This is a genomic window from Amycolatopsis sp. (genome assembly GCF_025464955.1).
Lineage (GTDB): Bacteria > Actinomycetota > Actinomycetes > Mycobacteriales > Pseudonocardiaceae > Amycolatopsis.
Genome location: NZ_JAODNM010000021.1, coordinates 32,998 through 53,716, shown reverse-complemented (window position 1 = coordinate 53,716; position 20,719 = coordinate 32,998). Strand labels below are relative to the sequence as shown.

Sequence of the window (20,719 nt, the reverse complement as noted above, 5' to 3'; positions counted from 1 at the left end):
AGTTGTACTGATGAGTCGCCTTGATACCGTCGGTTTCGGTTTTGGTGACCACCAGACCCAGCAGCGCGGTGTACCGGTTCATCTCCCGAGTGATCGCACGCGCGTACTCGACCAGTGTCGCCGGATCCGCACGCCGGATATCGGCGGGATCGGGGAGGGTGATCGTTACGCTGGGCACTCCTTTATTCTACTACGGATCGAACGTACATTCGAAACACAGTCAGGTGATCTGAATTGTCGCGGAAAGTAGCCATCAATGTTGGCGTAGGCCACTTTCAGCGGCGAAGCTGGCCTACGCCAACAATTGCATGCCGCGCGCGTCACTCACTGATACACCAGGCCCGGGAGGCAGTTGCCCAATGTAATCGCGTTGCGGGATAACGGAACTGGCCCTCGGATCCACTCCGCGAATCCCGGCTGGCCCCGGCCCTTGCTGCAGTAAAACGGACCGTGGTCATCGGGCGAGTATCCCGCCGAGGACGACCACACCGATCCCGACCAACACCGCGGGCAGCAGGACATGTCCCCATCGCGACAGCGCACGGGTGATCACTGGCCGGGCAGCGAAAGCGTGGCCGGCCGCGCACCAGATCGCGACGAGAAGGAGGAAAACGACGGTGAAGACCACCAGGCCGCCGGTCCCCGAGGTCGCGAAGACCGGCACGTAGACACCGATGTTGTCGCCGCCATTGGCGAAGGTCGCTGCCGCCACGGCAAGCACAGTCGGTCCACCCGCACTCCCCTGCTCGACGTCGGGTGCGGAACTCCCCCGCCATGTCGTCCAGGCCGCGCGTAGCCCCAAAAACACCGGCACGAGCCCGAAATAGGCGATCACGGACTTCGGTAGCGCACCGACCCCGAGCGCGCCACCGATCGACACGGCAAGGACGGCCCCGAAACCGAGGTACTGGCCGAGCACGACGCGTCCTGGGCCCACCCCAGCGCGCCTGCTCAGAGCGAAAAACAACGACAGCACCACGAGGTCGTCGATGTTGGTGGCCGCGAACATGCCTACGGCCTCGCCGATTGTCCACACGGTATCAGCCTCGCATAGCCACCTTGAGAAGCTCGACCAGCCGGATGAGGTCGCCTTCCAGATCGATGTGGGGTCGAGGAGCCACGGGGCCTGGAGTCCATCGGAGGCGGCGATCAGGATGCGCGCGGCGAACTCCGGGTCGACCGCTTTCGGGTTCACCGTCGAGCTCCGGAACTTGCGGGACACGAGTTCGCGCAAGGCGCGGTAGCGGTCGGCGAAGTAGCTGTGCGTCGCGTGGTCCGGGTCGGACGCGGCGGCGGTCATCCCGAGGAACAGCCGGACCAGGCCGGGTATCTCGGCACTGGGGGCGGTCACCGCGGCCAGGTCGTCGAGGGGACCGTCCGGGTCGAAGGTGGCGAGATCGGCGGCGTCACGTTCGGCGAGCTGGCCTACTACGGACAAAGCGACACGACGCTCGCCGTCTGCGAACCCGGCTGCTAGCCGCTGTCCATCAGCCGCCGGGCCGAATCCACGAGTCGATCGGCGAGTGCCACGACGAGGTCGCGGAGCTCGGCCGGCCGCTCGATGACGAACGGCAGGTCCAGCGAGGCGAGAACGGCGGGCAACCAGTCGAGCCGTTCCGCCCGCAGTTCGACGCGGACCCAGGGCGCGGTCTCGGACGGCAGCTCCGCCACGGTAGCGACGCTGGCGGGAAGTCGGGTGCGGATCTGCTCGGCCGTCCCTTGGATCCGCAGGGTCACCTCATGCCGGTACGGAGCTGTGGCGAGTCCTGAAAGGACACGCTTCGCCGGATCCAGCCCAGCAGGCGGTTCGAAGGCGCCGGGCAGTGTCCTCGCGCCGGCGATGCGATCCAGCCGGAACGTCCGGTCCTCGTCGATCGCGGGATCCGCACCCGTCACGTACCACCGGCCCGCGTGGGCGACGAGTCCGTACGGGTGCAGTGTGCGTTCGCTGCGCCGACCGTCGGCGGCGGTGTACTGGATCGAAATCGGCCGATGATGGCTTACCGCGTCGGCGATCGAAAGCAGGACCTCGGTCTCCGGGGCGGCTGATTCACCGGGTGGAACCGTAAACGCGAGAGTGTCGAGCACGGCGGCGAGCTTGTGGCCGAGCCGCTCGGGCAGCACCCGCCGGATCTTGGCCGCCGCTGTTTCGCTCGCCGTGCCCGTGGCCGTCATCAAGCCAGCTCGCTGACCCGCGACCAAACCGAGCAGCACGGCGAGCGCTTCGTCGTCGCTCAGCATGAGCGGCGGCATGCGGTAACCGGAAGCAAGCCGGTAGCCGCCGTAGCGGCCGCGCACCGACTCGACGGGTACGTCGAGGTCGAGGAGGTGGTCGACATACCGCCGCACCGTGCGCTCGTCGACGGCGAGCCGGTCGGCGAGCTCGGCCACGGTCCGGATACCGCCCGACTGCAGGAGCTCCAGCAGGGCGAGCACGCGAGCAATCGGTCGGGACATGCCCAGAAGTCTCCCCTCCATACCGGGCGGATTCTGCCCGGTATCGGTCGTAGCGTGCGATCAGACGCACCGACTACGCAGGAGAGAACCCATGGACTTCGTCTCGATCCGCATCATCACCGCCGACGTCGCGCGCCTCGTCGGCTTTTACGAGCGCGCCACGGACCTGCGGGCGAACTGGTCGACTGAGGACTTCGCCGAGCTCGATACCGGCACGGCCACCCTCGCGATCGCCGGCACCCGTACCGTCCCGCTGTTCGCACCCGGCGCCGCCGGCCCGGCCGACAACCGCAGCGTCATCCTCGAGTTCCTCGTCGACGACGTGGACGGCGTGCACCGGAACCTGGCCGGGTTCGTCGAGGATTTCGTCCAGGAGCCCATCACGATGCCCTGGGGAAACCGCTCGCTCCTGCTGCGCGACCCCGACGGCAACCTCGTCAACTTCTTCACCCCGGTCACCCCGGCCGCCATCGACAAGTTCGCTCGCCGATGACGGCCGGGTGTCGGGTTCAGACCTTCGCGAGGTGGTCGCGGTAGAGCTGATCGAGCGCGGCCCAGTGGCGGGTGGCGGCTTCCGCGTCATAGGTGGCATTGTCTGCTACCGCGAAGCCGTGCTGGGCCGGGTAGAACTCGACGACGTGGTCGACTCCGGCCCCGGTGAGCGCGCCGTCCAACAGCTCTGCCTGCTCGGTGGTGAACGAGCTGTCGTCCTGCGCCCCGGCGACGTACACGCTGGCACTAATACGATCGGCGGCGAGGTGCGGGCTTGTCGGGTCGTCGACGACGGCCAGCCGGCCGCCGTGGAACGACGCCGCCGCGCCGATCGTGCCGCCCAGCTCACCCGCGGCGATCATCGACATGCGGCCGCCGAGGCAGTAGCCGGTGGTGCCGATCGCCGACCCCGCCACCTCCGGTCGCGCCAGCAGAAACTCCGCGTACGCACCGGCATCGGCGACGACCCGCTCGTTGGTGAGCACACTCATCAGGCCGAACAGCCGCCCGCGTTCCTGCTCATCGGTGAACACGGTGGCCATATCGAACGGCGCAAACCCGCCCGCCCGGTAGTAGATGTCCGGGACGAGGGCGACATAACCCAGGCTCGCGACCCGGTCCCCCATCTCCCGGAAAGTCTCCCGGGCACCTCCCGCGTCGGGAAAGACCAGCACGCCCGGCCACGGCCCGTCGCCATCCGGGAGGTGCAACGTCGCGTTGCTCTGACCGTCGGTCGTGGTGATCTGAACGTCCACGCGTGCCATGCGAGTGCCTCCACCGGTTTGCCGAAACATGATCTTTGAAACGTACCAGCCGCCGCCGACACCTCAGGTGGCTCTTCGGTCGTTGTGTGGGTCGTTGCCACCGCAACTCGCCGTCGAGTTGCGAAACGGACATCCTGTGCGTCGCTAGCCCCGATTCAAGGTGGCCTGCTCGCGAACGGTGAATCGCGCCGCTGATTGCTTCCTGAGCAGCCCGGTGCCCGCGGCCACCAGGGCCGCGGCCCCGAGCGCTGCCGCGAACGCGACCGCCGTGCCCATGGTCGTGATGGTGAGGGCGACGGTGAGGAAGAACGCCGTTCCGGACCAGACCGACTGGACCGTGCCGCGGAGGAAGGCGATGGTCGCCGGGTCACCGGCGGATCGGTGGGTGCGCAGCACCAGGATGCAGACGAACACCGGGAATGCCGCGAGCAGGCCGGCCCGCGCCGGTCCCAGCAGACTCGCGGCCCCGGCGAGACCGAGCGTGGAAACCACCGAGACCAGCATGCGCATCGGAACCTCCCAGGCAGGCGGTGGCACGACACGGACGGGCCGTTCGGCTGGGACAGGCCAGTACGACACGACCACCGCAACCACGGTGACCACAAGAATTCCCAGCAGTTGCACGGAGATTCTCAGTCCGTCGGCGACCAGCGCGCTGATGAGGTAGCAGCCCGCCGCCGCCGTGATGCACCGTTGCCGGCGGTGGCGCATCGCGGCCTGTGCGTAACCGAAGCAGAACAGCGCGACGCACGCCTGTCCAAACAGCGCGGCGGTAGCGGCCTGTGCGGCGAAGTGGGGGCCGCGTTCGAGGGAGAGCACCAACAGTAGCGGGGCGGAGGTCAGCGGAAGGCCCACCAGCAGGCCACCGACGATCGGGCCCCACCGTCGCTGAGCCAGGCTCACACAGGCGATCAAAGTCGGAGTCAGGAGCAGTTTCACCAGGATCAAGTCCATGACCACGACTCTCTCAGTGATCCCGGCGATTTTGTCACTGTCCTCACTGCACATCTCGCCCTCAGCCCGAGATAAACGCAGTGTGTGGGCTATTATCCAGTGATAACCTCAGGGAGGGTGGACGTGGACTCTGTTGATCGGGACATCCTGGCCGAGTTGACCCGCGATGGCCGGATGACCTACCAGGAACTGGGCCGCGCCGTACGCCTGAGCGCGAACGCGGTGGCCGACCGGGTCCGCCGACTACGGGCCTCCGGCCTCCTGCTGGGCTATCACGCAAAGCTGGACCTGACCGCGCTCGGTCGCACGTTGCTCATGTTCACCGAAGCGCGACTGGCCGACCCCCTGCGCGGAGCGGAGTTCGAACGAGGCCTTGCCGAGTTCCCGCAGATCATCGCGGCGGCCCACGTCACCGGTGAGTACGACTATCAGCTGCGGATCGCGTGCACTGGCACCAACGAGTTCGAAGACGTCATCGACCGACTCAAACGCGACCATGGCGTGCGCGAACTCCGCAGCAGGCTGGTGCTACGGGAGATCCCCCTCGACCCGGCCCTCGTCCTTCAGGGATAGGCGCTTCAGGGTTAGCCACTATGGCGGCTTTCTGATATTTAACTTCCGAACCGCTGGCGCGAAGGCCGGGAAGCGGCGGGGCAGTTGCGACCGGTGACCTGGTCGGACAAGACCCTCGCCTCGGCGGCCGGCATGGCGCTGGTCCGCCGTCAGCTGCGCCGGATCGCCCGCGGGCTCGATCCGGCGCTCCGCGCCCGTCCACTAAGCGCGCTGGCAGCAGACCAACTGCTGCAGCGGCGAGTGCTGCGTCGCTATCGCTCCTGGCTGCAGACGTCCTCCGGGTTTGCGTCCGCTCCCGCTCATCGGTTTCGCACGCGCAACTCGGTGTAGTCGAGCATGAACGACGTACGCCCGTTGATCAGCGGTCCCTCGGGCGTCCGCCTGACGACCCGGCGCAGGTGGGGGAAGATGATCCCGTCGACGATCTTCGGGTCGTACGTATAGTGCGCGGCAACGAAGGCAAAAGAGCGACGTAACGCTCGAATGGGTGGAACTGACACTCGTAGACCAATTCCAAGCGGTCTCCGACGGCCGGGTTGCCGACGATACCTGCCTACGAAAACGTACCCTCCGTAGTGCTGACGAAGTCCCCCACTTCTGTCCACTTTCACAACCTGAGCCCCGCAAACGAAAAGCGGGCTGCCCCACCGGTCGAAACCGGCGGGGCAGCTACGATCACGGTCAAACGGCGATCGGGACTCGGCGGGTCAGTCTGATCAGCGGCGCCGCGGCGGCGACCGTCAACAACGCCAGCACCACGCCGGCCACCGAAGGCGATGTGGCGTCGAGTACCGCACCGACACCGAGCGGACCCAACCCCGCGCCCATGGCCACGGCTCCGCTGAGGGAAGCCACCAACCGTCCGCTGGGGTCGAGTTCCGCGGCGGTGGCGAGCAGGAACATCAGGATTGCGAGCTGGCACATCTGCCACACCACAGCCGCGATCGAGTACCCCACCGCCGAATCCGTTGAGGAGACCACCAGCTTCGCCACCGCCCCGGCCACCACGAACCCGGCCAGCGTGCGACCCCGGCCCCAGCGTTTCCCCGCCCAGGAAGCAAAAACGACCCCGGCGAGCGCGCAGACCGTCGCGATCGCAAGCACGGTCGAGACGGCTGAGGACGACAGCTGCACGTTGTCCTTGCCGAACAACGCGGTGTAGGACCACGCGCCCTGGTCCGTGGCGGACAGCGTCGCGACCGCCGCCAGCAGGACGATTCCGGGCACTATCACCTTCACCACCGAGCTTTGGTGATGCTCGACGGTATTCTCAGGCAACCCACCGACCAGTGGGAAAGCCGCGAAACAACAGATCGCCAGCAGGGCGAATCCGCCGCCCTCCACGCCTTCGTCGGCCATCGGAAGCCCCACCAGCAGCACCCCGATGGCCAGCACGCTGCCGACGACCGTGACGGTCGACGCCTTCTCGGTGTCACCGCTCGAAGCCAGCGCTGCCGTCGACGCGGCGAACACCGCACCCAGCCCGGCTCCCGCCAGCAGGTTCGCGGCGATCAACACGCCGAAGTCCGGCGCCACCGCCGCGCCGAGCAAGCCGCCCGCCGCAATCAACAGCCCGAGCCGTGCCATTCGCACCCGGCCGGGCCGCGAAGCGCGGGAAGCCAGTAAAAGGGTGAACAAGGCGGTCGCCAGCAGCTGCGCGACCGCGACCAGCCCGGCATCGGTGGAGTCAAGGCCGAACCGGCGCGCGTAACCGTCCAGCAGCACTGGCATCACGGCTCCCCCGGCGTTGCCGAGCGCGCTGCCGGCGATCAGCGCCGTCGTGACGCGTGTCCCGAGTTTGCTCATCGAGCGATCCCGCCGGACCAGACGTCCTCCACATAGACACCGGATTCGATCAGTCCCGCAAGCCATTCTTCGCTCTGTGCCGCACTGGAGCCGGTGTGTGCCAGGTGGATTCGAACGAACGCCTCGCGTACCCCCGGCGCCATGCGGCCGCCATCACCACAGACGTACACCCGCCCGCCGGACTGCAGAACGTCCCAGACTTCCGCGCTTTCACGCAGTATCCGGTCCTGCACGAAGCGGGCGCCCTCCTGCGGTGCTCCGCTGAACACTGGTCGCATGCTGATCACGCCGGCAGCGTCGGCGGCCTCGAATTCACTTCGATGCAGGTAGTCCACCTCGGGGTGGTCACAGCCGAAGTAGCACAACAGGGTCCCGCTCACGTGGCGGTGCATCCGGTCGAGCACAGCCCCGCGGAACGGTGCGAGGCCGGTGCCCGCGCTGATCACGATCGCCGGGATCGTCTCGTCTTCGAGCAGGCTGAAGGAATCGCGGCCCGGGAGCACCTTGACCGGCAGTGTGTCCCCGGCTTCCACCGAGCCCAGGAAATGCGACGCGATCCCGTGGAAGAGGCCTTCGCCACTGCGGTGTGGGCCAGACAGCGCCGAGACCATCAGGTCGATCGTGTCGGGTTCGGCCAGTGCCGAGGACGAGATCGAGTAGGTCCGCGGCCGCAGGGCGGGCACGAGCTCCAAAAAGGACTCGAAGGTCAGCTCACAGGCGGGGTACTCGGTCAGCAGGTCGAGCAGGCTGCGCCCGGTCGCGGTGACCTGGCGGTGGAATTCCTCAGGTGTGGCAGCGGCGAGCGCATCGAGGGTGCGGCGCTCGGGCGGGCATGTCGTGTGCTGGGCGAGCACACTCACGTGGTCTTGGGTTGCGGGCTGCTGCAATTCCAGGAAGCTGGTCAGCAGCAGGCGAAGGGTCAGCGGCCGGTCGGTCGGGATCGCCCCCGCGCTGCGGGCCGACCTCAGGCGCACGGTCCTGGTCAGGTCGAGCTGGAATCGCGTCGCCGCGCGCCGGACGAGATCCGCAGGGTTCTCCGGCAGGACGGCGACGTGATCGCCGGTGCGGTAGGTGACGCCTTCGGGGACACGCAGCTTCAGGAACTGCTTCGGCCGCCCCAGTGGGTGTTCGAGGTCGACCAGTTGCCGTGACTCGATCACCTCGGCCGGCAGCAGCCCGTATCGCGCGGCGAGCTGGTCTGTGGCGGACGGTGCCACGTCTTCGATGGTGTACAAACCGTTGCCTGGTTTGCTATCCGGTAGTGTCGCGATTTCGGTGCCGAACTCGTCGAGCAGTGTCGTCCACAAGCTTCCGGTCCAGTCATCGACGCTCCCGGCGAAGTCGCCCGACGCGTCAGCGGCACCGCGGTCGATCAGCGCGGTGGCCCCGGCCGCAGTCAAGTAGGTATCGATGAGTGTCGGAATCCGCTGATAGGTGGCAGCCCAGTTGCGATCGCCGACACCAAGCAGTGCGTAACGCACACCGTCCAGCGATCCAGGCTCCACAGTGGACAACCATTCGACGAATTCCCTGGCGTCGTCGGTCGGCTTCCCGTTGTAGGAAGCGGCGACGATGACGACCGGCCCCTCCGGCAGCTGGTCGACTGCGTCGTTGAGCGGGCTGATCGCGGTAGTGAACCCGTGCTCGCCACCGTCTGCGGACAGGTCGCGGGCGATTCCGGCGCAGGTGCCCATGTTCGAGCCGTGCAGGAAGGTGATCCGGGTTCCGGTGGCCTTCTTCGCCGTAACAGGTTGGCTGTCTTTCGCCGGAACCGGCGCCGGGACCACGACCCGGCGGGCGATCCGCGGTCGCAGCCGCATCGTGAACCCGTCGGGCTTGAGGGTCAGCGTCTCCTTGACCTTCAGCTGATAACTGTCCTCACCGATGAGGATGAAGCGGTGTGCCAGCAGCGCCAGCATCATCGTCGCCTCGTGCAGCGCGAACTGCCTGCCGATGCACGCACGCTCTCCACTGCCGAACGCCTTGAAGGCGTGCGCCGGGCGGCTGTCCTCCCGTTCCGGGGAGAAGCGCTCCGGGTCGAACAGTTCGACGTTGTCGCCCCATACCGGATCGCGGTGCAGCTCCGGGGTGAGCACCATGATGGTCGCCCCCGCCGTCACCTCGTACCTACCGCCGATCACGGTGTCCACCAGGGGTTCTACCCCGAACCCGGGTGCGGTCGGCCACAGGCGCAGTCCCTCGTTGAGGACTTGCCGGACATACCGTAGCTTGCCGATATCGCCATAGTCCGGCTGCGGGTCGGACTCATCGCCCCACAACGCGTCGACCTCTTCCTGCACCTTCGCCAGTACCGCGGGGTTTTTGCTCAGGTAGTACAGAGCGAAGGACAGGGCTCCGCTGGTCGTCTCGTGCCCGGCGATCAGGAATGTGATGACCTGGTTGCGAATGTTGACATCGTCGAGCAGTTCACCGGTCACGGGGTCGCGGCTGTGCAGCATGCGGCCGAGCAGGTCGTCGGTGCTGGTGTCCCCGCTCGCACGGCGGCTGCGCATGACCTCGTCGACGAGGTCCGCCATCACCTTGACATCGGCGTGGAACTGCTCGGTCTTCTTGCGGTTGAGGAACCCCAGGCCAGGGATCGCGGTGCCCTGGGCCTGCGCGAATTCCAGCGAACGGACCAGCGCCACGATGAACGGCTGCTGTTCTTCGCTCTTGAACGACTCGAAATCGTGGCCGAACCCGCACAGGCCGATCGTGTCGAGGGTGAAGCGCGTCATGTCGGCGGTGACGTCTACCGAGCCATCGCCGGCCGCGTCCCATTTACCGATCAGGCTCTTCGTGACCTCGAGCATGGTCTCGTGGTAGCCGCGCATCGCGTTGAGCGAGAAGGACGGCAGCAAGATCTCGTGTGCCTTGCGCCAGTTCGGTTCATCCGAGAACGCGGTGAAGAGCCCGTCGCCACCGATCTGTCGCAGGGTAACCAGATCTTCGTGGACCTTCTTGCGGAACCGGCTCTCGTCGCACAGTTCCGAGACAAGTTCGAGGCTACTGGCCAGGATGATTTCGTTGCCGAAGATCTTCAGCTTGAACAAGGGGCCCCAAACCGAGGCCAGCTCGCTGATGTGCTCCATCATGCCGTCCGATGGCATCCCCAAAGCGTGTCCCACCAGCGGTAACGCCGGCGGTGACGGAATCGGCTCTGTCGTTGTCCTGTTCAGGGTGCTGGTCATTCGGTGCCTCCCGAAGGCGCTCGGCGGGTTGGTGAAGCCCAACATACACACGACTTGGTCAAGTGACAATGTTGGATGACCAAGTCGTATGACTTGAACATGTGACAGAGTCGGGTATAGTGGACACATGGCTCACATATCGGTCGCTGAACGCCGACCCCAGCTCGTGCGGGCGGCGATCGAACTGATGGCACGCGAAGGCGTCACCGCCGGTAGCACCCGGGCGGTCGCCGCGGAACTCGGCGTGGCGCAGGCCACGGTGCACTACACGTTCGGTACCAAGCAGGAGCTCTATCGCGCCGTGCTCGAAGAACTCACCCGGTCACTGGTCGCGCAGGTGGAACTGCTTTCACCTGTCGGGCCAGGGTTCGCAGCGACAGTGCGCTCCTGGGTCGACGTGCTCTGGCAGACCGTACTGGAACAGCGCGACCGGCATTTGCTGCTGGCGGAATTGACGACTTTCGCCCTGCGTGATCCCTACTTGCACGAGGCGATGACCGAGCACACCCGCAATATCACCGCGGTCGCTATCCGCCTCATCACCGAAGCCGCGCGAGACGACGGGCTGGATCTGGCCGTGGAACCCGAAGCCGTCGCGCGTTTTTTCCTCACTGGGTTCGACGGGCTCACTCTGCACTACCTCACCGAACGCGAAGACGAATCGGCCAACGCCCAGCTACGCCACTTGTGCGAGGCCACCATCGCTTTGGCGACGGGACGATTGAGCTGACCAGTGTCCTGCGCCGGAAAATTCGGCGGATCGCTGCACACAAGGTACCCAGCACACCGCTCAAACTCGCAGACCTCCCGCCGATCGCGCTCGACAACCAAGACAAGCCCACCACCGAAAATCTTTGGCCCACAAACGGTCGACCTATATTTCGGTTAGTTCGATCGAGTCGGCAGCGATGTCAACCCGCTCGACGTGGCGGGAGGAGAACCGAAGCCGGCCACACAGCGCCGGAATGCTCCACTCTTGGGTCCGCGGCCTCACTGCTTCGCCCCAGCGGCGCAGGTCGGCTGGTGCGCGTCACGGCCGGGTACCCACGAGAGCATTGGCCCGCGCCTCGGGAACTCCGAGCATGAGCAGGCTCGTGATTGTTGCCGCGCGGGCGCCAAGGGTCCCACGGGAAAGGTCGTTTTCCGCGATGGCGAACACGGCGGCATACGCGACCTGGCTGAGAATGCCTGCGGGCAGGTGTCGTCCGAACACCTCGCTCTTTTGGCCTCGTTCCACGAGGTCGGCAAGGGTCTTATCGACTGGTCCCAATAGGGCGTGGATCTCCTCGCCGTACTCGCCGCGCCGAAGCACCAACAGCACTCGGTAACGGCGCGCCAATGGCCACACGCGGGCAATGAAATCGACCCACACCGCGTCGGCTGCTCCCTCGGGGGTGTTGACCTCGGTGAGTACGGCAGCGATTTCGTCCACCGCCCGTTGCGCGAGGGTCCGCACGAGGTCGGCGCGGGAGGGGAAGTGGCCGTAGACGGTGCGGCGGACCACGCCGGCAGCGGAGGCGATGTCGCCCATACCGGCGTCCGGGTTTTGCCCCAAGACGTCGAGTGCGACGTCGAGGATGCGATTCCGTGTGTCGTTCACGGAGCGTGCCCGGGCGGATTCGATCTGCACAGTCAGATTATTGCACGACAGTGTGCAACGGGGCTGCTTGCACACCGACGTGCAACGGAGTAGGTTGCACACCAGTGTGCAACGAAGTGCTGCACGGTGAATCAAAGTTCAGGAGAACAAGCCAATGACCGCACCGACGTCGGCGCCCTCAACCCTCATCCGCCCATTCACTGTCGCGATCTCGGACTCCGAAATTGCGGACTTGAAGCAGCGACTGGCCAGAACTCGATGGCCGAATCCGGAAACCGTCTCCGACTGGTCGCAGGGTGTTCGCTTGCAGAACGCGAAATCGCTGATCAATTATTGGGAGCGAGAATACGACTGGCGCCGGTTCGAGTCGGAGCTCAATCGTTTCCCGCACTTCTTGACCGCGATCGACGGGCTGGATATCCACTTCATCCATGTCAAGTCCAAAAATCCGAATGCGATGCCCCTCATCTTGACGCACGGATGGCCCGGTTCGATCGCCGAATTCCTGAAACTGATTGGTCCACTAACCGATCCGGAGGCGTTCGGAGGAAACGTCGGGGATTCATTTGACGTCGTCATCCCGTCGCTGCCCGGATTCGGGTTTACCCAAAAGCCGACCGATACGGGGTGGACTGTTTCACGTATCGCAACCACGTGGGTGGAACTCATGAAGCGTCTTGGCTATAGAAACTGGGCCGCTCAAGGCGGCGATTGGGGCGCCGTCGTAACAACCGCTCTCGGGGCCATGCGGCCTGCGGGTCTTCTCGGGATTCACTTGAACACTCACTACGTTTTCCCTGCGCAGATACCCGACACGCTGTCCGCCGAAGAGCGCTACGCCATGGACACCCTCGCCCTCTACACCGGTGATCTCGGTGGATCAAACCACCTTCAGGCCACGAAGCCGGAAACCGTCGGGATCGCTCTGGCGGACTCTCCGGCCGGCCAGGCAGCCTGGATCTACGAAAAGTTTCAATCCAAGACGGACAATCACGGGCTCGCCGAGGACGCTCTCAGCACCGATGACATGCTCGACGCAATATCGCTCTACTGGTACACCAACAGTGCCGCGTCGTCCGGCCGAATCTACTGGGAGAACAAATCGGGCAGCCTAGCCGGCCCAAAGCTGGCGCTACCGGTCGCGGTGACCGTGTTCCCACGCGATGTCCCGCGCCCCCCACGAAGCTGGATCGAAGACACCTATGCGAACTTGATTCACTACGGCGAGGCCGACAAGGGCGGACACTTCGCAGCTTTCGAGCAGCCCGAGATCCTGGTCAACGAAATCCGCACCGGCCTCAGGAGTCTCCGCTCCTAAAACGAACGCAAAACGGTAGGAGTAGCCGGTTGACCGAATTGGACACAGTGAGGTGATCTCCCGGCGGCGCATCGGCCCGATAGGCACAGAAGCGCTGTCAGCTGCCGTGGAATTCGATGGGCGGACGGGGCCGACCGGCACGGAGTGCGGTGATCGTCGCCACCATCCCGGCTTTGAAATCATCGCTTTCGAACAGTGGCAGGGCGATGTCGAGCATGCTGCTGTCGGCGGCCGTCAACCCGCCGGTAGCCCAAGTCCGCAGCAACGCTTTGTGCGCGACGTGCGCGAGCGTCGGGCCTCGCGCGATTTTGCGCGCCAGCTCGGTAGCCTCTTCGAACAGCGAACCGTCGGGCACCACCCTGTTCACCACACCTGCCCCGGCGATGTCGAGTCGTGCGCCCGCGTGCCGTGGCCGGGCGGGAAGCACCCGCCGGATGGCGATGACCAGCGCGAGGATGATGGGCGGGTTGATCAGGAAGACCACCCGCCAGCCGGTGAACTCGGTGAAGACGCCGCCGAGGACGATCCCGGCGCTTGCCCCGGCCGCGGTCGCGCCTTGGAAGATCCCGAGTGCCCTGGTGCGGGCCGGACCTTCGGGGAACAGGTCGGCGAGGATGGCCAGCGCTTGGGGTGCGACGAACGCGGCGCTCGCGCCTTGGGCGAACCGGGACACGATCAGGGCCAGTGACGTCGGAGCGAGCCCGGCGGCGAGCGGGTTCCGTCAGTCACACTGGGCAGCGTCAGTGGTCGTCCTGGACGCCCCTCCGCTCAACGATGGTCAGATAGCCCACGCACGCGATGATCACGGCGGCCAACGTCAGCGTGATCGCCCCGGAACCCAGTCCGAGACCGCCCACGTCGCTGGGCAGGCCGAACCAGTCGGCGAAGGACGCGCCCAGCGGCCTTGTCGTGACATAGGCGAACCAGAACGCGAAGATCGCGTTGAGCGAGAACCATTTGTGCGCCACCAACGGCAAAGCGATGACGGCGGTGAAGACCAAGCCCGAGGACAGGTACCCCATGTGGAACGTCTTGGCGGTCAGGTCACCGGTCGCCGTGCCGAGGGCGAAGGTCGCCATCACCGTCCCCCAGTAGAAGGACTCACGGCGGCGGGTGTGGATGCTGTGGATCGACAGTGTCTTCTCGCGCCAGTACCAGGATCCGAAGATCACCGCCAGCACGGCGAGGAACAGCGGGGCCGAAACGAGGTAAGGAACCCCGGCCCCGACGTGCAGGACATCAGCGGCCATCGTGCCGAACACACTGACCATGGAGACGGCCAACCAGTAGATCCATGGCACATACCGCTGCGCCCGGAACTGAAGAACCAGCGCCGCGACCAAGCCGACCAGGCCGATACCCAAGGCGATCGGCGGAGCGAGGTTCTGGAAGAGGAAATCCGATGCGACCTCGCCCATGCCGGTCGTCAGGATCTTCGTGACCCAGAACGCGACAGTCACCTCCGGCACCTTGGACAGCGCCTTCCGCGCGCCGGATCGGGCCTGCTGCTGTGCCGCCACTACGTCCATGATCAGAACTCCTGGGTGTTGGAGATGGGCAGGTCTGCCAACGGGATGTGCTGCTGACCGGAGTGCATGTCCCGGTCGGCGAAGCTGCCTTGGACCACCGGGCGGGGGAAGGATGCCTTGAGCACCCGGATGTCCGGCAGCAGATACAGCCGCACAACAGCGGGATCGGTTCTGTACAAGCGTCCGATGGCGTCCTCGGTCACCACGCTCGCAGCCCGTGCGTAGTCCGCGTCTGTGGCGAAGAAGACGTCGAGGGTCAGCCAGAACGGGCCCGCGTTCTTCGAGCGAACCAGCGTGGCCAGTTCGCCGAGGGTGGTCTCAGCCATGGTTGACCTCACTGTGTTCGAAGCGGAACAGGTCGTCGGGCTTGTCGACGTTCACGACGTGGTTGAGGACGAACTCGTGGACTGCGCCGCGTTCGATCTCGGCGGGCGACGTGACGAACGCGAAGCTGGGCAGGTGATCCATGCCGGACAGCGGCAGGTGCAGCAGCAGCGGATTGGCGATCTTCGCGATGCTGGTTGCCACGGCTTGGGTGCTCGCCAGGACACGCACCAGCACGCCGACCTCGCGGGGCGCGGACCGTTCCGGTTCGAGGCCGCCGAGGACCGCGTTGTCGCCGTAGCGACGAACGAGGAAGTCGTAGCCGGACCCGTCCAGACCGAGCAATGTGGACACCCGATCGGCCAGCACCGCCCGGAGCCTTGCTGTCCAGGCACCGAGTTCACGCAGGATCTCCGGATCGCGGATGCCGACAAGGGAGATGGTCTCGTACCCGGTCACGGCGCTGCCTTCGAGCTTGATCGTGTACTGCTCAGCGGGCTCGAAGAGGGACCCTTCGACCCGCACCCGCCGGTCGTCGAGCGCGCGGTAGCCGGCCCTTGACGTGTCCAAGGTGCCGGCGGGCTCACGCATCCGGAACGGGTCGGCGTTTTCGTAGATCATGTGGGCCGCCACCGACGTCGGCGTGGCCGCGGAGCCGGGGTCCAGCGACTCGACAGTGAACCCGGTGTCGTCGATCTCCACTAGTACACCGGCGAGCGGGTTGGTGGTGCACTGTCCGCCACACTCGGTGGTTTTGGCGGCGTGCCAGGCCGGTCCCGCGGGCAGGCCGTGCAGGGCGGCGAGCGCGGCGACGGGCGCGGTGTCGGTGGCCCGGCCGGTCAACACGACCTGAGCCCCGTCCCGCAGCGCGTCCGAGATCGGCTCACTGCCGAGAACGCCGACGATGTGGGTGCAGGATCGCAGCGTGTCGGCGTCCAGCGGGCCGAGGGGAGCCAGTGGTGCGATGGCTCCACTGTCCAATGCGGACAGCAGGACGGAGAGGCTCTGCTCGCTGTAGATCTTGGTCAGGCGGAAGGACAAGCCTTCCAGCGCCGCGATCGAGGTCGCGAGGTCGGCGACCCAGTCGACGCCGAGATCGGTGCCGGAGGTGCCGCAGGAGCTCACGATCAGCGGAATGTCGGCGGCACGAGCGGCGATCAACAACACCCGCAGATCACGCCGGACGGCGGCCTCGCTGGTCTTGGGGGTGCCGGTGCCGAGGTAGTGCGGACCGGAATCGGTCGACCCGCCGTCGATGACGATGGCGTCCGCACCGAGTTCGATGCCGCGAGTGACGGTTTCGGCGGGGAACCCGCTGCCGAGCATGCCCGACGGGACGAGTACGCGAATCATTGGGCCCACTCCATGAGGTAGTCGGAGGCCGCGTCCAACTGCAGCCGGGTCAGCGTCTCCACTCGGTCGGCATCACGGGCGCGCAGTGCGGTCAGCAGCTCCCGGTGCGCCCGGATCCGGCTCCAGCCGAACTCGGGATCCGCGTGCATCGCCCGCACCGCTTTGACCCGCAGTGCCCAGCCGAACACCGAGATCGGGGCGATCAGCCCGGTCAACAGGTCATTGCCGGCCGCGCCGAGCAGCAGTTCGTCGAAGCGCCTGGCCAACGACAACTGGTGCTCGGGATCACCCTGTTCCGGGTTCCGCTCCAGCTCGTCGACAACCTCGCCCATCTCGTCCAGCGTTTCGGCCGTGATTTTCGCGGTCGCGAAACGGGCGGCCGCGGCGCGGATCGCCGCCTCGACGTACATCAGCTCCCGCAGCGATTCCACCGGCTGCTCGGCGATCCTGAGCTGGCGGGCGGTGACCCGCTCCACCAGGCAGTCCTGTTCCAATCGGTGGAGCGCCTCGCGGACCGGCGTGGAACTCACACCCAGCCGCACAGCAAGGCCGCGTTCGGTCACTCGCTCGCCGGGTGCAAGTCCGCCGGTCGCGATCTGCTCACGCAGCGCCCGGTAAGCCCGCTCGGCGAGCGACTCCACCCTTTCCAGGGTCATCTGGTCCGGTTCCGTACCCATTGCGCACCCTCCTCGTTCAACTCGACAAACTCACAATAGCATGTAACGTGTATGCTATAGCAAGTTGCCGAACAGAGGAGGAACCCATGGTCAGCGACGACCACCCCCCTTTCCCCACGACTTCTCCCCCGACTCACGCCGCCCACGCCACCGTCTCCAGCGGCCATACCTCGGCCTCGATCGCCGCGCGGCTCGATCGGCTGCCGCTGTCCCGATGGCACCGCCGGATGGTGGTGCTGATCGGACTCGGCTCGTTCTTCAACTTCTTCGAGGTGGCGATCGGCAGCTTCTTCGGTGTCCTGCTCGGTGCCCAGTGGCACCTCACCACCGTCGACCGGTCGATGATCATCGGTTCGGTGTTCGTCGGCGAGATGATCGGATCCCTGCTGCTGGCGCCGCTCGCGGACCGGCTTGGCCGCCGCACCCTGTTCCAGGTCAATCTGCTGTCTTACGCCGTACTGTCGCTGGCCACCGCGTTCGCTCCGAGCCTCGGGGTGTTCCTCGTCCTACGCGTGCTCACCGGCATCGGGCTCGGTGCCGAGCTGACCCTGGTGGACACCTACCTGTCCGAGCTCCTGCCCAGCAGGCGCCGAGGCCGCTACGTCGCCTGGAGCTACACCTTCGGCTTGCTCGCGGTGCCGGTGGCCGGCGGCCTCGCCAAGGCGGCGAACACCACCATCCTGGGGATGGCGGGGTGGCGTTGGCTTCTGATCGTGGCTGCCTGCGGCGGCCTCGTCGTCTGGCTGGTCCGCCGCGGCCTGCCGGAGTCTCCCCGATGGCTGGCCGCGACCGGGGCCACCGCCGAAGCCGACCGCGTACTCACCACGATCGAACGCGACGTGCGCGCGGGCGGTCCCGCACTTCCACCGGCGGAACCGGTGGTGCCGACGCACGCATCCGGCGCGACCTCGACCGAAGTGGTGTCCGGCAACCGCTACCAGCGGCGCACCATCTTGATGTGGGTGATGCAGCTCCTTGGTCCCGTCGGGTTCTACGGGTTCGCCTCCATCGCGCCGATCGTGTTGCTGGCCAAGGGATTCGACCTCTCGCACTCCTTGATGTTCTCGGCGTTGACCGCCATCGGCTACCCGCTCGGCTCGCTCCTCTCGGTGCAGCTGACCGAGCGTTTCGAGCGTCGAACCCTGCTGATCGCTTCGACGCTCACCGTCGCGGCGTTCGGCGTGGTGTTCGGCCTCGCCTCGAGCAGCGGTCTCATCATCGCCGCGGGCATCGCAACCACGATCAGCACCGTCGTGCAGTCCAACTTGACCCACATCTACCAGGCTGAGCTGTTCCACACGGCCAACCGCAGCAAGTCGATCGGCATCCCCTATGCCGCGTCCCGTCTCGTCAGTGCCCTGCTGCCACTGGGTTCGCTCACGCTACTCGCCGACCTCGGGGCAGGCGGCCTTTACGCGGTCTGCGCGCTACTACTCGTCGCCATGTGCGTCGCCGTCCGAATTCTCGGGCCACGTACCAACAACCAGCAATTGGACACCATTTGATGACAGGTCACACGCTCACGGAACGTCTTATCAACTGGGTGGTCCGGCACCGGTTGCTGGTCGGCCTCGGGTGGTTGGGGATCACGGTGGTCGGCCTCCTCGTCGCACCGCAGGTGTCCGACCGCCTGCAGTCGGGCTTGACGGTCGACAGTCCCGCCTACCATGCGAACCAGCAGATCGGCCGCCAGTACGGTCTCGCCGCGGCGAACCCGGGTGTACTGGTACTGAACCTGCCGGCAGGCAAGACAGTGGACACCCCAGGTGTCCGCCAAAAACTGGCCACAGTGGACAGTGCACTGCAGACGGCACCCGGCTACCGGGACCTGTCGTTCGCGTCGACCGGGAACCGCGGGTTGGTCGGTACCGGCGGGCACTCGACGATCGTCCTGGTGTACCCCGACAGCGAGCTACACACGGATTCCGCCGCCGCCGTGCTGACGAAGTTGGGTGCCACCGCACAGCAGGCGATCCCGGGGACAACGGCCCACGTGACCGGCATCAGCGCGTTGAGCTCCGGCGGTTCCGCGCAGGGCTCGGGGGTGTTCACCGAGATCCTCATCGGAGCCGGAGCGGCACTTCTGGTGCTGGCCTGGGTGTTCGGCTCGGTACTGGCCTTCGTGCCGTTGCTCACCGGTATCGTCTCGCTGCTGACAATGCAGCTCGCGGTCTACGGCTTGACCTACGTGACGAACATCGCCATCAATCCCGCAACGCAGTTCATCGTCGCACTACTCGGGCTCGGCATGTCGATCGACTACGGGCTGCTGGTCGTGAACCGGTGGCGGGAGGAACGGGCCCGCGGTCTTGACAACGCGGAAGCGGTACGAGAGTCGCTGCGTCGCGCCGGTCACGCCGTTGCGTTCAGTGGCATCACCGCGTCCCTCGGCCTGTTCGCACTCATCGTCGTGCCCGTGTCGCTGGTGCAGGGCATCGGGCTGGCGGGTCTGTTCATTCCGGCAACCGCGACACTGGTGTCGCTGACCCTGCTGCCCGCACTGCTCGCCTGGGCGGGTCCGCGCCTCGAGTGGCCTCGCAAACGCAAGATCCAGGCGGGCGCCAGTCGGTTCTGGGCGGGATGGGCGCGGTGGGTCGTTCGACGGCGGGTAGTCGCGACCATCGTCGGTCTTGCGGTGCTGGTACCGCTGACGGTGGTGGCACTGGGCGTGAACGTAGCTCAACCGCAGGCGACGTCGCTGTCCAGCTCGGGGCCGGCCTACGAGGGTCTGGTCGCTTTGCAGCACGACGGTTTTCCCACCGGGGTGCTGACTTCGGTACCGGTGTGGTTGCCGGCGGGAGTCGATCAGCAGTCGACCGCCACGAGTCTGGCCGACGGGAGCGGAGTGCAGGCGGCAGTGGCGTCTGCTGATCCGTCCTGGCACGTGGGCGGCAGCTCGATCGTGATGGTGCTTCCTGTCCACGAAGCGGGCACCACGTCGGCGGGATCGCTGGTCGCCGACCTGCGGGCAGCCGTGCCGCCCGGCGCGATGATCGGCGGCGAGCAAGTCCAGTCAGCCGACGTCACGGCCGCCATGTACGGCGCGTTCCCGTTGCTGCTGGCGGTGGTGGCCCTGGTGACCTTCCTGCTGATGGCTCGGGGGTTGCGGTCGTTTCTGCTGCCGCTGAAGGCTGTCCTGCTCAACATCCTGTCGGTCGGCGCCAGCATCGGCGTGCTCGTGCTGATGTGGCAGTGGGGATGGGTGGTCCCGGCGATCTGGCAGCTTCCCACCACCGGGGCCATCAGCAGCTGGGTGCCGATGCTCTTGTTCGGCCTGTTGTTCGGCGTGTCGATGGACTACGAGGTCTTCGTCCTCAGCAGGATGCGGGAGAACTACGACCGCACACACTCGACCGACGCCGCCGTCGTCGAGGGCATCGGACACACCGGACGCATGGTCACCAGCGCGGCGCTCATCCTGTTCTGCGCACTGGTCTCCTTGTCCTCGGCACCTGATCTCACCGTCAAGATGATCTCCACCGGCATGGCGGCCGGCGTGCTGCTCGACGCCACCGTCGTCCGCATGCTGCTGGTCCCGGCGCTGGTCTCACTGTTCGGTCGAGCAAACTGGTGGTTGCCGAACTGGGCGGCACGGCTGCTGCGCGTGCCATCCCGGCCGCCAGTGTCCGGTCAGGACACAGCGGATGACCGTCCGGCGCCGGTCCACGCCTGAGTCATGCG

General features: G+C 66.3%; 18 protein-coding genes and 1 pseudogene. 7 read left to right on the top strand and 12 right to left on the bottom strand.

What is annotated here, in order from left to right:
* Positions 1–454: 454 nt before the first annotated feature.
* Positions 455–1,438 carry a cadmium resistance transporter gene (locus tag JWQ81_RS44765; protein ID WP_366942246.1) on the bottom strand — a complete coding sequence of 328 codons (984 nt, stop codon included), beginning with the start codon at positions 1,436–1,438 and terminating at the stop codon, positions 455–457.
* Positions 1,439–1,473: 35 nt separating this feature from the next.
* The gene (locus JWQ81_RS02915; protein WP_297537190.1) at positions 1,474–2,457 is read right to left on the bottom strand and encodes a YafY family protein; all 984 of its coding nucleotides are present in this window, start codon (positions 2,455–2,457) and stop codon (positions 1,474–1,476) included.
* A 91-nt stretch (positions 2,458–2,548) separates the two neighbouring features.
* On the opposite strand from JWQ81_RS02915, the gene JWQ81_RS02910 reads away from it, so the two are divergent.
* On the top strand, positions 2,549–2,950 hold the full coding sequence (locus JWQ81_RS02910) for a VOC family protein (RefSeq protein ID WP_297537189.1): 402 nt from the start codon (positions 2,549–2,551) through the stop codon (positions 2,948–2,950).
* A 16-nt stretch (positions 2,951–2,966) separates the two neighbouring features.
* On the opposite strand, the gene JWQ81_RS02905 is transcribed toward JWQ81_RS02910, so the two are convergent.
* Both JWQ81_RS02905 and JWQ81_RS02900 read right to left on the bottom strand, forming a co-directional pair.
* Positions 2,967–3,713, bottom strand: a complete 747-nt coding sequence (locus JWQ81_RS02905) for a dienelactone hydrolase family protein (RefSeq protein WP_297537188.1) — start codon at positions 3,711–3,713, stop codon at positions 2,967–2,969.
* Between the two features lie 144 nt (positions 3,714–3,857).
* The gene (locus tag JWQ81_RS02900) at positions 3,858–4,667 is read right to left on the bottom strand and encodes a hypothetical protein (protein WP_297537187.1); all 810 of its coding nucleotides are present in this window, start codon (positions 4,665–4,667) and stop codon (positions 3,858–3,860) included.
* A 123-nt stretch (positions 4,668–4,790) separates the two neighbouring features.
* On the opposite strand from JWQ81_RS02900, the gene JWQ81_RS02895 reads away from it, so the two are divergent.
* Positions 4,791–5,240, top strand: a complete 450-nt coding sequence (locus JWQ81_RS02895; RefSeq protein WP_297537186.1) for an Lrp/AsnC family transcriptional regulator — start codon at positions 4,791–4,793, stop codon at positions 5,238–5,240.
* A gap of 93 nt (positions 5,241–5,333) precedes the next feature.
* Complete coding sequence (locus JWQ81_RS02890) at positions 5,334–5,570, top strand: hypothetical protein (protein ID WP_297537185.1); 237 nt, start codon at positions 5,334–5,336, stop codon at positions 5,568–5,570.
* A 351-nt stretch (positions 5,571–5,921) separates the two neighbouring features.
* Here the strand turns inward: JWQ81_RS02890 and JWQ81_RS02885 are convergent, their stop codons facing one another.
* Both JWQ81_RS02885 and JWQ81_RS02880 read right to left on the bottom strand, forming a co-directional pair.
* Positions 5,922–7,046: a sugar MFS transporter gene (locus JWQ81_RS02885; RefSeq protein ID WP_297537184.1), complete on the bottom strand. Its 1,125-nt coding sequence runs from the start codon at positions 7,044–7,046 to the stop codon at positions 5,922–5,924.
* On the bottom strand, positions 7,043–10,237 hold the full coding sequence (locus tag JWQ81_RS02880; protein ID WP_297537183.1) for a cytochrome P450: 3,195 nt from the start codon (positions 10,235–10,237) through the stop codon (positions 7,043–7,045). The genes JWQ81_RS02885 and JWQ81_RS02880 overlap by 4 nt, the downstream gene beginning before the upstream one ends.
* A 127-nt stretch (positions 10,238–10,364) precedes the next feature.
* Between JWQ81_RS02880 and JWQ81_RS02875 the strand changes: the two genes are divergently transcribed.
* Entirely contained in the window at positions 10,365–10,967 is a 603-nt protein-coding gene (locus JWQ81_RS02875) for a TetR family transcriptional regulator (protein ID WP_297537182.1), read from the top strand.
* 300 nt (positions 10,968–11,267) lie between these two features.
* Here JWQ81_RS02875 and JWQ81_RS02870 read toward each other — a convergent pair whose 3' ends face one another.
* Entirely contained in the window at positions 11,268–11,837 is a 570-nt protein-coding gene (locus JWQ81_RS02870; protein ID WP_297537181.1) for a TetR/AcrR family transcriptional regulator, read from the bottom strand.
* A 154-nt stretch (positions 11,838–11,991) separates the two neighbouring features.
* Here JWQ81_RS02870 and JWQ81_RS02865 point away from each other — a divergent pair, with 154 nt between their 5' ends.
* Positions 11,992–13,155 carry an epoxide hydrolase family protein gene (locus JWQ81_RS02865; RefSeq protein WP_297537180.1) on the top strand — a complete coding sequence of 388 codons (1,164 nt, stop codon included), beginning with the start codon at positions 11,992–11,994 and terminating at the stop codon, positions 13,153–13,155.
* A gap of 97 nt (positions 13,156–13,252) precedes the next feature.
* Here JWQ81_RS02865 and JWQ81_RS02860 read toward each other — a convergent pair.
* From JWQ81_RS02860 to JWQ81_RS02840, 5 genes and pseudogenes are all read right to left on the bottom strand, one after another.
* A pseudogene (locus JWQ81_RS02860) lies at positions 13,253–13,843 on the bottom strand (MFS transporter); the annotation flags it as partial.
* Between the two features lie 52 nt (positions 13,844–13,895).
* Positions 13,896–14,684 (bottom strand): hypothetical protein, encoded by a 789-nt coding sequence (locus tag JWQ81_RS02855; protein WP_297537179.1) that lies wholly within the window; start codon positions 14,682–14,684, stop codon positions 13,896–13,898.
* A gap of 2 nt (positions 14,685–14,686) precedes the next feature.
* Entirely contained in the window at positions 14,687–15,010 is a 324-nt protein-coding gene (locus JWQ81_RS02850; RefSeq protein WP_297537178.1) for a DUF4387 domain-containing protein, read from the bottom strand.
* Positions 15,003–16,361: an acyclic terpene utilization AtuA family protein gene (locus tag JWQ81_RS02845; protein ID WP_297537177.1), complete on the bottom strand. Its 1,359-nt coding sequence runs from the start codon at positions 16,359–16,361 to the stop codon at positions 15,003–15,005. Before JWQ81_RS02845 ends, JWQ81_RS02850 begins: the two co-directional genes overlap by 8 nt.
* Positions 16,358–17,038: a GntR family transcriptional regulator gene (locus JWQ81_RS02840; protein ID WP_297537176.1), complete on the bottom strand. Its 681-nt coding sequence runs from the start codon at positions 17,036–17,038 to the stop codon at positions 16,358–16,360. Before JWQ81_RS02840 ends, JWQ81_RS02845 begins: the two co-directional genes overlap by 4 nt.
* An 86-nt stretch (positions 17,039–17,124) precedes the next feature.
* Between JWQ81_RS02840 and JWQ81_RS02835 the strand changes: the two genes are divergently transcribed.
* Together JWQ81_RS02835 and JWQ81_RS02830 are read left to right on the top strand one after the other, a co-directional pair.
* Entirely contained in the window at positions 17,125–18,543 is a 1,419-nt protein-coding gene (locus JWQ81_RS02835; RefSeq protein ID WP_297537175.1) for an MFS transporter, read from the top strand.
* Positions 18,543–20,711, top strand: a complete 2,169-nt coding sequence (locus JWQ81_RS02830; protein ID WP_297537174.1) for an MMPL family transporter — start codon at positions 18,543–18,545, stop codon at positions 20,709–20,711. The genes JWQ81_RS02835 and JWQ81_RS02830 overlap by 1 nt, the downstream gene beginning before the upstream one ends.
* The last annotated feature ends 8 nt before the right edge of the window (positions 20,712–20,719 follow it).